The 14980-nt window shown below is 70.0% G+C and carries 13 protein-coding genes; 10 read left to right on the forward strand and 3 right to left on the reverse strand.

Going from position 1 to position 14980, the window contains the following annotated elements:
• The first annotated feature begins 40 nt into the window (after positions 1 to 40).
• The 3 genes from NQV17_RS19335 to NQV17_RS19345 are packed head-to-tail and all read left to right on the forward strand — an operon-like array spanning position 41 to position 4037.
• Positions 41 to 796, forward strand: a complete 756-nt coding sequence (locus NQV17_RS19335) for a (2Fe-2S)-binding protein (protein ID WP_124486606.1) — start codon at positions 41 to 43, stop codon at positions 794 to 796.
• 17 nt (positions 797 to 813) lie between these two features.
• Positions 814 to 1815, forward strand: a complete 1002-nt coding sequence (locus tag NQV17_RS19340; protein WP_257773495.1) for a xanthine dehydrogenase family protein subunit M — start codon at positions 814 to 816, stop codon at positions 1813 to 1815.
• Complete coding sequence (locus NQV17_RS19345; RefSeq protein ID WP_257773496.1) at positions 1812 to 4037, forward strand: xanthine dehydrogenase family protein molybdopterin-binding subunit; 2226 nt, start codon at positions 1812 to 1814, stop codon at positions 4035 to 4037. The genes NQV17_RS19340 and NQV17_RS19345 overlap by 4 nt, the downstream gene beginning before the upstream one ends.
• A gap of 15 nt (positions 4038 to 4052) precedes the next feature.
• On the opposite strand, the gene NQV17_RS19350 is transcribed toward NQV17_RS19345, so the two are convergent.
• The gene (locus tag NQV17_RS19350; protein WP_124486603.1) at positions 4053 to 4973 is read right to left on the reverse strand and encodes a LysR substrate-binding domain-containing protein; all 921 of its coding nucleotides are present in this window, start codon (positions 4971 to 4973) and stop codon (positions 4053 to 4055) included.
• Positions 4974 to 5084: 111 nt separating this feature from the next.
• Between NQV17_RS19350 and NQV17_RS19355 the strand changes: the two genes are divergently transcribed.
• Together NQV17_RS19355 and NQV17_RS19360 are read left to right on the forward strand one after the other, a co-directional pair.
• Entirely contained in the window at positions 5085 to 5723 is a 639-nt protein-coding gene (locus NQV17_RS19355) for a glutathione S-transferase family protein (RefSeq protein ID WP_124571777.1), read from the forward strand.
• A 305-nt stretch (positions 5724 to 6028) separates the two neighbouring features.
• Positions 6029 to 8230, forward strand: coding sequence for a TonB-dependent siderophore receptor (locus NQV17_RS19360; RefSeq protein WP_257773497.1), 2202 nt, complete (start codon positions 6029 to 6031; stop codon positions 8228 to 8230).
• A gap of 43 nt (positions 8231 to 8273) precedes the next feature.
• Here the strand turns inward: NQV17_RS19360 and NQV17_RS19365 are convergent, their stop codons facing one another.
• On the reverse strand, positions 8274 to 9548 hold the full coding sequence (locus NQV17_RS19365; RefSeq protein ID WP_257773498.1) for an MFS transporter: 1275 nt from the start codon (positions 9546 to 9548) through the stop codon (positions 8274 to 8276).
• A gap of 107 nt (positions 9549 to 9655) precedes the next feature.
• On the opposite strand from NQV17_RS19365, the gene NQV17_RS19370 reads away from it, so the two are divergent.
• From NQV17_RS19370 to NQV17_RS19380, 3 genes are all read left to right on the forward strand, one after another.
• A complete protein-coding gene (locus NQV17_RS19370; protein WP_257773499.1) occupies positions 9656 to 10702 on the forward strand; it encodes a LysR substrate-binding domain-containing protein in 1047 nt (348 codons plus the stop codon).
• 96 nt (positions 10703 to 10798) lie between these two features.
• A complete protein-coding gene (locus NQV17_RS19375; RefSeq protein ID WP_124486598.1) occupies positions 10799 to 11026 on the forward strand; it encodes a type II toxin-antitoxin system Phd/YefM family antitoxin in 228 nt (75 codons plus the stop codon).
• Complete coding sequence (locus NQV17_RS19380; RefSeq protein ID WP_257773500.1) at positions 11026 to 11406, forward strand: type II toxin-antitoxin system VapC family toxin; 381 nt, start codon at positions 11026 to 11028, stop codon at positions 11404 to 11406. The genes NQV17_RS19375 and NQV17_RS19380 overlap by 1 nt, the downstream gene beginning before the upstream one ends.
• Before the next feature lie 21 nt (positions 11407 to 11427).
• Here NQV17_RS19380 and dapA read toward each other — a convergent pair whose 3' ends face one another.
• Positions 11428 to 12321 carry a 4-hydroxy-tetrahydrodipicolinate synthase gene (dapA, locus tag NQV17_RS19385; protein ID WP_257773501.1) on the reverse strand — a complete coding sequence of 298 codons (894 nt, stop codon included), beginning with the start codon at positions 12319 to 12321 and terminating at the stop codon, positions 11428 to 11430.
• Between the two features lie 451 nt (positions 12322 to 12772).
• On the opposite strand from dapA, the gene NQV17_RS19390 reads away from it, so the two are divergent.
• Positions 12773 to 13792 (forward strand): sulfate ABC transporter substrate-binding protein, encoded by a 1020-nt coding sequence (locus NQV17_RS19390; RefSeq protein WP_257773502.1) that lies wholly within the window; start codon positions 12773 to 12775, stop codon positions 13790 to 13792.
• 170 nt (positions 13793 to 13962) lie between these two features.
• On the forward strand, positions 13963 to 14931 hold the full coding sequence (locus NQV17_RS19395; protein WP_257773503.1) for an ion channel: 969 nt from the start codon (positions 13963 to 13965) through the stop codon (positions 14929 to 14931).
• The last annotated feature ends 49 nt before the right edge of the window (positions 14932 to 14980 follow it).

Below are 14980 nucleotides of genomic sequence, written 5' to 3' on the forward strand. Positions count from 1 at the left end.
GGCGTATCCGCATCCATCAACCACGGAGCGAGCAGAAGCCATGTCCAGCGATCGACCCATCCCCCCGTCCACCGGACCCGCGAGCGATGCTGCCCCGTCGCCGCTCGCGGCCGGCCATGCGGCGTCGCCGCCGTTGCCGCACGATACGCCCTCCAGCGCCGCACGGCGCCGCTTTCTGCAATCGGCGGCGGCGGCCGCGACCGTCGGCGCCGCATCGCACGTTCATCCGCAGCAGCCGCACACGACATTCACGCCTGCGGCGACACATCGCGATACGGTCCCGGCGCAGCCCGTGCGGCTCGACATCAACGGGCGCGAATACACGCTGCAGCTCGAACCGCGCGTCACGCTGCTCGACGCGCTGCGCGAATACGCGGGCCTCACCGGCACCAAGAAAGGCTGCGACCGCGGGCAATGCGGCGCGTGCACGGTGCTCGTCGACGGGCGGCGCATCAACGCGTGCCTGACGCTCGCGGTGATGCACGAAGGCGAGCGGATCACGACCGTCGAGGGGCTCGCGCGCGGCGGCGTGCTGAGCCCGATGCAGCGTGCGTTCGTCGATCACGATGCATTCCAGTGCGGCTACTGCACGCCCGGCCAGCTGTGTTCCGCGACCGCGCTGCTCGACGAGTTTTCGGCGGGCGCGGCGAGCGCCGTCACCGACGACGTGCGACGCCGGCCCGCACAACTGTCGGACGACGAGATCCGCGAGCGCATGAGCGGCAATCTGTGCCGCTGCGGTGCGTACCCGAACATCGTCGCCGCCGTGCGCGCCGCGCACGCGGCGAACGGCTAGCGCGGGAGGACCCGGCCATGGAAGCGATCTCCTACGAACGGGCAACCGACGTCGCGGGCGCCGTGCGGGCGGCGCAGCGGCCGGGCGCGGCCTTCATCGGCGGCGGCACGAACCTGCTGGACCTGATGAAGGGCGGCGTCGCGCGGCCCGTCACGCTCATCGACATCACGCGCATCGCGGGCCTCGATACGGTCGACGCGTTGCCGGATGGCGGACTGCGTATCGGTGCGCTCGTGCGCAACAGCGATGCGGCCGCTCATCCGCGTATCCGCGCGGACTATCCGCTGCTGTCGCAGGCGCTGCTCGCCGGCGCGTCCGCGCAATTGCGCAACATGGCGACCGTCGGCGGCAACCTGATGCAGCGCACGCGCTGCCCGTATTTCTACGATCCCGCGTTCGCGCAATGCAACAAGCGCGAGCCGGGCAGCGGCTGCGCGGCGATCGGCGGGCACAACCGGATGCACGCGATTCTCGGCGCCAGTCCGCAGTGCGTCGCGGTGAACCCGTCGGACATGAGCGTCGCGCTCGCGGCGCTCGACGCGGTCGTACAGGTGAGCGGCCCACGCGGCGCGCGGCAGATTCCGTTCGCGTCGTTTCACCGGTTGCCCGGCGATCGGCCCGATCTCGACACGACGCTCGAACCGGGCGAACTGATTACGTCGGTGGATCTGCCGCCGCCGCGCTTTGCGGACCATGCGCACTACCTGAAGGTGCGCGACCGCGCGAGTTACGCGTTCGCGCTGGTCGCGGTGGCCGCCGCGTTGCGGCTGGACGGTGCGCAGGTGACGGAGGCGCGCATCGCGCTCGGCGGCGTGGCGCACAAGCCGCTGCGTGCGACGGCCGCGGAACGGCATCTCGTCGGCCGCGCGCCGACCGATGCGGCGCTGCGCGAGGCGGCTGCGCTCGCGTTGCGCGACGCGCGGCCGCTCGACGGCAATCGATTCAAGGTCGCGCTCGCGCAGCGCGCGATCGTCCGTGCGGTGCAGGCGGCGGCTGGCACGACGGGAGATGCGGCATGAACACGGTGACCGGACAGCCGCTCGACCGTGTCGACGGCGTACTCAAAGTGACGGGCGGCGCGCGCTATGCGGCCGAATTCGCCGAGACGCGCCTCGCGCACGCGGTGCTCGTGACGAGCACGATCGCAGCGGGGCGCATCGAATCGATTGACGCGGCACGCGCACGCGCGATGCCCGGCGTGCTGCTCGTGATGACGCACGAGAACGCGATGCGGTTGCCCAACGGCGGCCGCACGCCGCTGTCGCCGCCGGCCGGGCGCCGGCTCACGCTGTTGCAGGACGACACAGTGCGCTACAGCAACGAACCTGTCGCGGTCGTCGTCGCCGAAACGCTCGAGCAGGCGACCGACGCCGCGAATGCCGTGCAGGTGCGCTATCGCGCGAGCGATGCCACGCTCGATTTCGCGCGCGCGAAGCGCGGCGCGCGCGTGCCGCCGAAGCAGCAGGGGCGCGCGATGGACACGCAGCGCGGCGACGTCGATGCAGGCCTGCGCGAGGGCGCGGTGCGCATCGACGCCACCTACACGACGCCGATGCAGCATCACAATCCGCTCGAGCCGCACGCGACGATGGCGCACTGGGACGGCCCGACGCTCACGCTGCACGACGCGACGCAGGGCGTGTCGGGCGCCAGCACGGCGGTGGCCGCGGTGTTCGGCATCGCGCCGGAGCAGGTGCGCGTGATCTCGCCGTTCCTCGGCGGCGGCTTCGGCTGCAAGGGATCGTCGTGGTCGCACGTGTCGTTGTGCGCGATGGCCGCGCGCCAGGTGGGCCGCCCGGTGCGCCTTGCGCTGACGCGGCCGCAGATGTTCGGCCCGGTCGGCGGCCGCCCGTTCACCGAGCAGCGCGTCGTGCTGGCCGCGCGCGCCGACGGCACGCTGACCGCGCTGCGCCACGACTCGATCGTCACTACGTCGACGTTCGAGGACTGGACGGAGATGTGCGGGATGCCGTCGCGGATCATGTATGCAGTGCCGAACCAGGCGACCACGCACCGGATCGTGTCGCTGAACGTCGGCACGCCGACGTTCATGCGCGCGCCCGGCGAGGCGTCCGGTTCGTTCGCGCTGGAATCGGCGATGGACGAGCTCGCGTGGCGGCTCGGCATGGATCCGGTCGCGCTGCGGCTCGCGAATTACGCGGAAGTCGATCCGGAGGACGGGAAGCCGTGGTCGAGCAACAAGCTGCGCGAGTGCTACCAGGCCGGCGCGCAACGCTTCGGCTGGTCGCGGCGCACCGGCGGGCCGCGCACGATGCGCGACGGCGACACGCTGGTCGGTCTCGGGATGGCCGCCGCGACGTATCCGGCGAATCGCAGCGAGGCGTCTGCGCGTGCGCGCATCCTGCCGGACGGCACGGCCGAAGTCGCGTCGGGCACGCAGGACATCGGCACCGGCACCTACACGGTCATGACGCAAGTCGCCGCCGACGCGCTCGGCTTCGCGCCGCAGAACGTGCGCTTCGTGCTCGGCGATTCGAGCCTGCCGCGCGCGCCGGTGTCGGGCGGTTCGCAATCGGCGGCGAGCGTCGCGCCGGCCGTGCGCGACGCCGCGCTGCGGGCGCGCGCGATGCTGATCGCGCTGGCGATCGCCGATTCGGGCTCGCCGCTGCACGGCGTCGCGGCGGACGACGTGACGGTCGACGACGGCTGGCTCGTGCATCGCGGCGAGCCGTCGCGGCGCGATCCGGCCGCCGCGGTGATCGCGCGCGCGGGCGGACGGCCGCTCGAAGCGCAGGCAACCGCGAAGCCGGGCGACGAGAAGTCGCGCTATGCATCTCATTCGTTCGGCGCGGTGTTTGCCGAAGTACACGTCGATGCCGAGCTCGGCACGATCCGGGTGCCGCGCATCGTCGGCGTGTACAGCGTCGGCAGCCTGCTGAATGCGAAGACCGCACGCAGCCAGCTGATCGGCGGGATGGTGTGGGGGCTCGGCACCGCGCTCGAGGAAGGCTCGTTCCTCGACGTGCGGCATGGCCGCTTCACGAATGCGAACCTCGCCGAATATCACGTACCCGTGAATGCGGATATCGGCGATCTCGACGTGAGCTTCGTCGACGAACGCGACACGCATTTCAACCCGCTCGGCATCCGCGGCATCGGCGAAATAGGGATCACGGGCGTGCCGGCGGCGATCGCGAATGCGATCTATCACGCGACGGGCGTGCGCGTGCGCGATCTGCCGATCACGCTCGACAAGGTGGCGATGCCGACGCGCGCGTGAGCGTCAGCCGCAGCGTCAGCGGCGCGGCGTTCTGCGCCGCGCTTCGCTGCGCAGCCAGTCGAGCCACGTGCGGATCGCCGCTTCCTGCGGATGGCCGGGGCGCCATACGACGTAGTGCGCATACACGTCGGTCACGCGCACCGTCGATACGCGCACGAGCGTGCCGTCCGCGAGCTCGGGCTCGATCAGCGAGCGGCGCGCGAGTGCGACGCCGCGCCCTTTCAGCGTCGCGTCGATCAGCGCATTCGCATCGGTGAAACGCGGCGCGCGAGCGGATTCGGTGAGGTCGAGCCGCGCAGCCTGGAGCCACGGTTCCCATGGCTGCGCGGGATGGCGCAGCAACGTCGCGCGCACGAGATCGGCCGGCACGCGCGGCGCAATGCCGTCGCGATTGCGGTACGCGGGGCTCGCGACCGGGAAGATCGTCTCGTTCATCAGCTTTTCGGCGACGACGCCCGGCCAGCTGCCGGGCCCGTAGCGCAGCGCGACGTCGATGCGGTCGCGCTTGCGCAGCGGCGCGAGCGCCACGTCCGGGTGCAGCGCGATCGCGATGTGCGGATGCGCGGCCGTGAAGCGCGGCAGGCGTGGTGCGAGCCAGCGCTCGGCGACACTCGGCAGCACGCTGACGTTCAGCGTCACGTCGCAGGTACGCGGGCGGCTGCGTACGGCGAGCGCCGGCTCGAACGCGCGTTCGAGCACGCTCAGGCCCTGGCGCACCTGTAGCGCGAGCGCATGCGCGGCATGCGTTGGCGTTGCGCCGTTGCGTTCGCGCGTGAAGAGCGGGTAGCCGAGCTGCGCCTCGAGCGCGCGGATGTGCTGGCTGACGGCGCCTTGCGTGAGCGCAAGCGCATCGGCCGCGCGCGTGAAGCTCTGCAGCCGCACGGCGGCTTCGAACGCACGCAGCGTCTGGAGCGGGGGGAGGTGGATGCGTCGCATGCGGGTATTAGTAACACTAATGTTCAAGCACGACAATTCTTCGTTTGCCGCGCATCGGGATGCGTTCCTACACTCGGTTCCGTCTTCCACAGCGCCGTCGGGCCACACACCATGAACGCATATCGTCTCTATCTTTCGCCGGGCGCCTGCTCGCTAGCCGCTCATATCGCGCTGGAGGAAACCGGCGCGCCGTTCGACGTCGAGATCGTCTCGGTGCAGAAGCAGCAGAACCTCGCAGCGCCCTATCTGGCGATCAACGCGAAGGCGCGCGTGCCCGTGCTCGCGATTCCGGGCGAGCCGAGCGTGCTGACCGAAACGCCTGCGATCCTCACGTATCTCGCGCACCGCTATCCGGATGCGCAATTGCTGCCGCTCGGCGAACCGCTGCGCGAGGCGCGGTGTCATGAATGGCTCGCCTGGCTGGTCGGCTGGGTGCACGGCGTCGGCTACGGCGCGTTGTGGCGGCCGGGCCGCTTCATCGGCGATCCGGCGCTGCACGGCGCGGTCAGCGCACACGGGCGCGGCACGATCGAAGCCGCGAACGCCTCGATCGAGGCCGCGCTCGCCGATGGCCGAACGTGGGCTGAACCGGGTGCGCATTCGATCGTCGATCCGTTCCTGTTGGTGCTGTATCGCTGGGGTGTCGCGATCGGACTCGACATGACGCAGCATGCGGCGTGGACAGCCCACGCGCAGCGCGAGGCCGAGCGGCCGGCCGCGCGGCGCGCGCTGGCGCGCGAGGCGGCCTGACGAATGCGCGGGCGCCGTGGGGCGTGCTGCGCCGCCCGCGTGTGACGAACGGCTGCCATTTCACGGTGCCGCGCATCGGTGGCGTGTACAGCGTCGGCGGCCTCCTGAACGCGAAGACCGCGCGCAGCCAGCTGTCGCACGCTCCGTGCGAATGATCGAGACGCCACACTGCGCCATGCTGGCCTGCGCCATGCCCGCGTCGTTCGACGATTCATTCGGATCCCGAAGTTCGTACGTGTCCAATTGCCACGTCGACTCCATTTCTATTGAATGAGAACCATTCTCGTTAATGGGGTGGAGTGAACATGAGTCGTTGCATTCTGTCGAGCGCGACGCCGCCGCGTCGCGCGACCGCGTCCGTTGCGTTCGCGATGGTGACCTGTGCCGCCGCGCCTGCGTGCGCGGAAGAGGACGAGCCGCGCCACGCGCCGCATCTGAGCCCGATCTTCGTCCACGGCAATCGCGACGCCGGTACGCGCGTCGACCGGTCGGGTTCCGCGAAATATGCGAAGCCGCTGCTCGACGTGCCGCAGACAATCACCGTCGTGCCGCGCGCGCTGCTCGACGAACAGCAGGCGCTGAGCCTGCGCGACGCGCTGTCGAACGTCGCGGGCATCACGTTCAACGCGGGAGAAGGCGGCGGCGGGTCGGGCGACATGTTCAATATCCGCGGCTTCGGCGCGAACGCGAACCTGCAGCTCGACGGGTTGCGCGACAGTGCGCAGAACAATCGGAGCGACCTGTTCAACATCGAGGCGGTCGAGGTGATCAAGGGGCCGAACTCGGTATTCGGCGGCGCGGGCACGACGGGCGGCTCGGTGAACCTGACCAGCAAGACGCCGAAAGCCGGCGCGCTCACGGAGGCCGGCACGATGCTCGGTACGTCCGGCTACCGCCGCGTGACGCTCGATGCGAACCGGCCGGTGCCCGGCACCGAAGGCCGGGCCGCGTTCCGCCTGAACGCGATGGCGCATGTGAACGACGTGCCGGGCCGCAACGACATCCGCAAGCGCCGCTGGGGCGTCGCGCCGTCGCTCGCATTTGGCCTCGGCACGCCGACGCGCGTCACGCTCGGCTATTTTCACCAGTACGACAACAACCTGCCCGACTACGGGCTGCCTGCGCACAACGGCCAGGTGCTGGCCGGCATGTCGCGCGACCGCTATTTCGGCTGGCGCAATCTGGATCGCGAACGGATCGCTGCGGATGCCGTCACCGTGAAGGCCGAGCACGACGTGTCGTCCAGCCTGAAGGTGCAGAACCTGAGCCGCTACGCGCACCTGAATCGCGATACGGTGATTTCGGGGGCGCGCGTGAGCCTGGAAGGGCTGCCGCCCGGGCGTTACAAGCCGGCCGGGCCGCAAGGCTACGGCCGCGACGCGTCGACCGCGATGTGGGCGAACCAGACGAACGTGACGAGCACGTTCACGACGTTCGGCGTCGGGCACACGCTCGTCACGGGCTTCGAGATCTCGCGCGAAACGTACGGCCGCACGACCTATTCGTACGGGCTCAACCGGTTCTACCCGGCCGACGGCTTTGCGCTCGCGGCGCCGCCCGGCGTGTGGCGCGGCCCGGCGCAGCGCGAGGACAGTGCCCGCCAGGACACCGCGCTGGTCGTGAAGGCACTGTACGCGTTCGACACGATCTCGGTCGGCCGCTACTGGGACATCGACGTCGGGCTGCGGCACGACTGGATCGACGGCTGGGCGAAAGGGGCCGCGGCCGGCAAGCCCGCCGAGCGCGCGGACAGTTCCGACCGTCACCTGAGCACGCGCGCGGGGCTCGTGTTCAAGCCGACCGACAACGGTCGCGTGTATTTCGCGTATGGCACGTCGTTCAACCCGTCCGCCGAATTTCTCGTGACCTCCGGCTCCGGCGTGAGCGCGGCAACTGGCGCGCTCGCGCCCGAGAAGAACGAGAGCTTCGAGCTCGGTGCGAAATGGGAGGGGCTCGCGGGCGTCGCGCTGAACGGCGCGCTGTTCCAGACCGAAAAGAACAACGCGCGCGAACGCATGGCCGACGGCAGCTACGCGCTCGTGGGCCGGCAGCGCGTTCGCGGCATTGAGCTCGGGGCCGCGGGCAAGGTGACGCCGCAATGGGACGTGTTCGCCAACTACACGTATCTCGCGAGCGTCACGCTCAGTTCACCGGCCACGCCGCGCCGCGACGGGCAGGCGCTCGGCAACACGCCGCGGCACGCGTTCAACCTGTGGACGACCTATCGGTTGCCGGCCGGCTGGACGGTCGGCTACGGTTCGCACTTCGTCGGCCGGCGCAACGTGACGTCGCAAGGCGACGGCAAGCTCGGCGCGTACTGGGTGCACAACCTGATGGCGTCGTACGACGTGAGCCGCAGGCTGCGCTTCCAGCTGAACGTCGACAACCTGTTCGATCGCGCCTATGTCGAACGCGTGCGGCAGGTGGCGGGAAACGCATCGCAATCGTCGGCCGTCGAGTTCGGCGACGGCCGCTCGGCGATGCTGTCGGCCGTGTACAAGTTCTGAATGCCGGGTTATGCGGGTCGGGCTGGGCGCGCCCGCCCGCTTGCTAGCGGGCAAACAACGGGTACGTTGCCGCCGCGATCAGCGCGGTCGCGAGCCACACCACGCTCCACGAGCTGACGGCGAGCAACGGCGGAATCGCGAGCGGCGTCGCGAACAGCCCGAGATAGACGACCGTGTTCGCCATCCCGAGGGCGGTGCCCGCGTGGTTCGCGCCCGCGAGCGTCGCGAGTTCGGTGTACGCGACGCCGTGCCAGGCCGACACGCAGATGCCGGCGAACACGAGGATCGCGACGATCGCGGCGAGCGGCACATGTGGGCTGCCGGCGGTCGCGGCCGCGAGCAGCGCGAACGATCCGGCCGCGACGCAGACCGACCCGCGCAGGTACGCTCGCCGGTTGCCGTGCCGGTCGGTATGGCGGCCGCTCCACACGCGCATCACCATCGCGCCCAACTGCAGCGCGACCATCGCCGCGCTGATGCCGGCGAGGCCGAGCCGGCCGAAATCGTGCAGGAACACGGTCGCGAACGTGAGTACCGCGAACTGCGGCGCACACAGCGCGCCGATGCCGAGCACGATGCGCCAGACGCGGCCGCTCGCGAGCGGACTGCGCGCGGGCGCGGCTGGCGATTGGTGCCCGACGGCGCGGTTCGCGGCGGCGGGCGCGGTGGCCCCCGTGTCGGGCGGTTCGTGCAGCCAGCGCCACGTGAGCGCGGCCGATCCGGCACACAGCAGCATCAGCGCGCCGTACACCGCGGCGAAGCCCGCATGCGATGCGAGCGACGGCAGCAGCGCCGCGCCGACGCCGCCGCCGAGCGGCACGGCCGTCTGGCGGATGCTCATCGCGAGCCCGCGTTCGCGCTCGCCGAACCAACGCATCACCGCGCGTCCGCTCGAGCCGTTCACGCTGCCGCCGAGCAGGCCGACGCAGCACATCGCCGCGACGACGCGCATGAGCGGCGGCACCGCATGCGCGGCCGGGACGATCGTGGCCACCATCAGCGCCAGCATCGCGGCAGTCGCGACGAGGCCGGTGAGCAGCACGCGGCGATCGCCGAAGCGGTCGGCGGCGATTCCCCACGGCAGTTCGGACAGTGCGACGCCGAAGCCGAGCGCGCCGAGCACGAGGCCCAGCGCACCGTTGTCCAGGTGATAGGCCGAGCGCATCCACACGGCGGTGGTCGGAATGCCCGCCGCGGCGGCGGAAAAGCTCATGTTCGCGGCGACGCCGGCCGCGAGCACGCGCCAGCGATGGGCCGGGCTGCGCGCATCGCGCGCTGGCAAGGACGGGGACGGGGATGTTAGGCAGGAGGTATCCATGGCGACAGGGCCCGTGTGGAAATTGACATCGCCAGTGTGGCGACCTACATTCATCCTGAAAATCGGAAAGTTTTTGATGAATCGTTCGATAAAACGGGATGATTGAGATGTCCGGACAAGACCCTGCCCACGGCGAGGCGTCGCTCGTGGCACCCGACGCCACGCTGGCCCGGCCGAACTTCGACGTCGCGGCGCTGCGCAGCCTCGTCGCGGGTGTGGATCTCGGCAGCTTCGCGAAGGCCGCCGATCGCGTCGCGCGTTCGTCGTCGGCGGTGAGTGCGCAGATCCGCAAGCTCGAGGAGCAGGCCGGCACGCCGCTGTTCGTGAAGGCCGGCCGCGGGCTCGCGCTGACCGACGCCGGCGACGCGATGCTGCGCTATGCGCGGCGGATGATCGAGCTGAACGACGAAGCGGCCGCTGCCGTGCGCGGCGTGAATCTCGACGGCTGGGTGCGGGTCGGCCTGCAGGAGGACTTCGGCGAAGCGATCCTGCCCGACGTGCTCGGGCGTTTCGCACGTGCGCATCCGAAGGTGAGGATCGAGGCGCGCGTCGCGCGCAATGCCGAGTTGCTCGAGCGGCTCGACGCGAACCAGCTCGATCTCGCGCTCGTGTGGGGCGACCCGGCGTCGGCGGCGCTGGTGTCGCGCGCGGGCATCGACAGCGACGCGATTGCGCAGGTGCCGATGCAGTGGATCGCGGCGGGCGGCGCGAGCGGTTTCGGCGTGCCGGACGCCGACGGACCGGCGGATGCGGTCGACGACGGCGCCGCGCGTCTGCGTGCGATGCGCGGATCGGGCGAGCCGTTGCCGCTCGTCGTGTTCGACCGGCCGTGCCGCTTCTTCGGCGCGGCGACCGATGCGCTCGACCGCGCGGGCGTGCCGTGGCGCGTCGCGTTCACGACGCCGAGCCTGGCCGGGCTGTGGGCGGCGGCGGCGGCCGGCCTCGGGCTGACCGTGCGCTCGCACTACGGGCTGCCCGCGTCGGTGCGTGTGCTCGACGCGGCGTCGTCCGGGCTGCCGGCACTGCCGGGCCTGCCGCTGATGCTGCTGCGGCGGACGTCGTCGGCGACGCCGACCGTCGAGCGGCTCGCGCGGATCGTCACGCAGGCGGTGCGGGACGCGACGCGAGGGGAGGCTGGAGCGCTGGCGGCATGATGACGATCGACGCGCCTGCGCTCGGCTGGGCGTTCGGCCTATTGGAGGGAGGGGGCGAATGTCGTGACAATGGTGGATCACTCAACGGAGGCCATCATGCAAGTTGCCACTGTCCCGGAAGCCGCGCTCGATCTTCAGCGGCTTCTCGATGCCGCGATCGCCGGCGAACGCGTCGTGATCATGCAGGACGGCAAGCAGTCGGTCCGGCTCGTGCCGCTCAAGCCGATTCATCATTACGGGCTCCTCGAGGGGCAGATATGGATCGCGGACGACTTCGACGCACCGCTTCCCGATGATTTGCTGGATGCGTTCGAAGGAAAGTGATGCGGCTGCTATTCGATACGCACATCTTTCTCTGGATGTGGGCCAATGATCCGAAATTGAGCGCTCGCGCGCGCAATCTGATTGCCGAAGCCGACGAGGTGTTCATCAGCAGCGCGAGCATCTGGGAAGTCGCGATCAAGGCCGGAACGGGGAAGCTGGACGTGGATGTGGACCGGTTGGTCGAAGCGATTGCGATGAGCCGATATCGGGAGCTGCCGGTTCGGGCGGCGCACGGTGCCGCCGTGCGCTATCTGCCCCACTACCATCGCGATCCGTTCGACCGCTTGCTGGTCGCACAGGCCTGGTCCGAACCGATGCTGCTCATCACCGCCGACGGCCATCTCGCGCAGTATGGCGCGTCGCGGATTCTGACGGTCTGAAACAGTTTTCGGAGCGAAATCCTACGCTGCCGCGACCGTCTGCGCCGACGCCTCCAGCGCCGCGCACAGCTTGCCGAGCCGCTCCCGCAACCCCTCGCTCGCCGGCACGAACGGCAACCGCAGCCCGTCCTCGCACCACCCCTGCGCGGCCAGCACCGCCTTCACCGGCGCCGGATTCGGCTCGGCGAACAGCGCCGCGACGAGCGGCTGCAGCGCGACGGACAGCCGTCGCGCGTCGGCGAGCCGGCCGTCGCGCAGCAGCGCGTGGATGCGCACGTGCCATTCGGGCAGCACGTGCGCGCTGCTGGCGATCGCGCCATGGGCGCCGGCACACAGCGCGGCGAAGTTCTGGTTGTCGTCGCCGGAGAGGATCGCGAGCGGCGTCTCGTGCACGAGCCGGCTCATCCGGTCGAGCGTCCCGCCGCACTCCTTGATGCCCGCGACGCGCGGATCGCGCGCGAGCGCCTGCAGCGTCTCCAGTTCGACGTTCACGCCGGTGCGATACGGGATGTTGTAGACGAGGACCGGCAGGTCGGCCGCCTCGACGATCGCCTCGACGTGGCGGCGGATCCCGTCCTGCGTCGGCCGAACGTAGACGGGCGGCGTGACGAGCAGCCCGTCGGGCCGCAGCGCGGCGAGTTCGCGTGCGCGGGCGGCCGCGAAGTGCGTGGCGCTCGCGGTGAGCCCGACGACGATCGGCAGGTCGGGCACCGCATCGCGCAGCGTCGCGAACACGGCGTCCTGTTCGCGCGCGTCGAGCAGCACGCCTTCACCGGTCGTCGCCCCCGCGACGAAACCCGCGATCCCTGCCGCCGCATAGTGGCGCGCGAGTCGCGTGAGCGCGCCGTGATCGACCTCGCCGTCGTGGAACGGCGTGATGAGCGGCAGCCAGATACCTTCGAAACGTGTGTGCATGCAAAGCCTCATGGTGGAAACGGAGTGGGAAGGAACCGTTCCGCCGGCGGGGTGCCGGAGCGAGGCGTGCGAGCAAGGAGAAAGAAACGACCTGCGGGCATCCCGTCCGGCATTCGCCTGACGGGACGCGACGCCCCCGTCAGTCGAGGTGTCGTTTTTTCAGTTTCAGCCCGGCCGCGCGCGCGCCTGCCGCGATGGCGGCAAGGATCGACGGCGAACGCGGGACAACGGACATGGATGAACCGTAAAAGGGGCTGAACGGCGATCTTAACACCGGATCCGGCGCGTACGCGAGCGACGCGCCCGCTTAGCAGAATTCGAGATTTGCTTTCCACGACAGATTGGAAAGTGCGTCGCGCCCGGCCGTTAGAATGCCCGCTTACGTTTCGATGACAGCGCGTACGCGTGCCGTCACGCCTATTCACCACCACTGGAAACGGGGCATATCACGATGGCAAGCATCAAGGGGATCGGCCGCTGGCTGCACACGGGCGCCGCGGCGGCGCTGGTCGTGGCGGCCACGGCCGCGCATGCGGACACGTCGATCCTGAACGTGTCGTACGACGTGACGCGCGAGCTGTACAAGGACATCAACACGAGCTTCGCCGCCGCCTACAAGCAGCGGACGGGTGAAACGGTGACGATCAAGCAGTCGCACGGCGCGTCGAGCGCGCAGGCGCTGTCGGTGTTGCAGGGGCTGCAGGCCGACGTCGTGACGATGAACCAGCCGAACGACATCGACCTGCTCGCCGAGCGCGGCCAGCTGCTGCCGAAGGACTGGCGCGCGCGCTTTCCCGACGGCAGCTCGCCGTACTCGACGACGATGGTGTTCCTCGTGCGCAAGGGCAATCCGAAGGCGATCAAGGACTGGAGCGATCTCGCGAAGCCGGGCGTGCAGGTGATCATCGCGAACCCGAAGACGTCGGGCAACGGCCGCTACGCGTACCTCGCCGCATGGGGCTACCAGAAGCAGAAGGGCGCGACCGACCAGCAGGCGCTCGACTTCGAGAAGGCGATCTTCCGCAACGTGCCCGTGCTGGACTCGGGCGGCCGCGGCGCGACGACGACCTTCACGCAGCGCGGCATCGGCGACGTGCTCGTCACGTTCGAGAACGAAGTCGCGCTGATGGACACCGGTGCGTCGGGGGCGGAATTCGACGCCGTGTATCCGTCGGCGAGCATCCTCGCGGAGCCGCCCGTCGCCGTCGTCGACAAGGTCGTCGACAAGAAGGGCACGCGCAAGGTCGCGCAGGCGTATCTCGACTACCTGTACACGCCGCAGGCGCAGGAGATCATCGCGCAGCACCATCTGCGCCCGCGCGACGCGACCGTGCTGAAGAAGCATGCGGCCGAGTTCAAGCCGCTGAAGACGTTCAGCGTCGAGCAGGTTTTCGGCAGCTGGGCGAACGCGCAGAAGACCCACTTCGCCGACGGCGGCACGTTCGACCGCGTGATCGTCGACCGCAAGTAGGCACGACCGCACGCCGCGCGCGTGCAGGCAGAACGACCGCGAAGCCGGCCGCCCATGCGGCCGGCTTTTTTTCGCGCCGCACGCGCGAGCCCGCTCCGCATCGCTGCGCATTCCCGGCCGCCGCCCGCGCGTGCTACGCTCATCGCCTCCTTGCTCCAGGCCCTTGCGCGATGAACGTCGATTCGTCCTCCCCAGCCACCCGCAGCCGCGGCCGCAAGATCTGGTCGGGCACCCGCCCCGTGATCGCGTACGGGATGCCGCCGCTCGGCTGGCGCGACCTCTATCACCGCGCGCTGACGGTGAGCTGGCCCGTATTCTTCCTGTCGCTCGCGGTGCTGTTCCTGCTGCTCAACGGCGGCTTCGCGACGCTCTACCTGCTCGGCCGCGCGCCGATCGCGAACCAGTCGCCGGCCGGGTTCGCCGGCGCGTTCTTCTTCAGCGTCGAGACACTCGCGACGGTCGGTTATGGCGACATGCATCCGCAGACCGTCTACGCGCACGTCGTCTCGACCTTCGAGATCTTCATCGGGATGTCGGGCATCGCGCTGGCGACCGGCCTCGTGTTCGCGCGCTTCTCGCGGCCGCAGGCGAAGATCCTGTTCGCGCGTTACGCGATCGTGCGTCCGCTGAACGGGCGGATGACGCTGATGGTGCGCGCCGCGAATGCGCGCCAGAACGTGATCGCCGAAGCGCAGGCGAAACTGCGGCTGATGCGCGTCGAAGGCACGCACGAGGGTTATACGCTGCGCAAGATCCACGACCTGCCGCTCGTGCGCAGCGAGCATCCGATCTTCCTGCTCGGCTGGAACCTGATGCACGTGATCGACGAAACGAGCCCGCTGTTCGGCGAGACGGCCGAGTCGCTCGCCGCGCGCGACGCGTCGCTGCTGATCACGATCGAGGGCTCCGACGAGACGACCGCGCAAGTGATGCAGGCGCGCTATTCGTGGGCGCATGCGGAGATCCGCTGGCGTCACCGCTATGTCGACCTGATGCACGACGAAGGCGGCATCACGCACATCGACTACACGCATTTTCACGAAGTCGTGCCGGTCGACACCGATACGGACGAGCGCGGCTCGCCGGGCGTGGTGGTCGAGGCCGGCACGGCCGCGAAGGCGCCCGGGCCGGCTGCATGACGGCCGTGAGCGGCGCGAGCGGGCGCCGGCCTGCGGGCGCGGCCGCCGC

The sequence above is a fragment of the Burkholderia sp. SCN-KJ genome (genome assembly GCF_024656005.1).
In the GTDB taxonomy this organism is placed as follows: Bacteria; Pseudomonadota; Gammaproteobacteria; order Burkholderiales; family Burkholderiaceae; genus Burkholderia.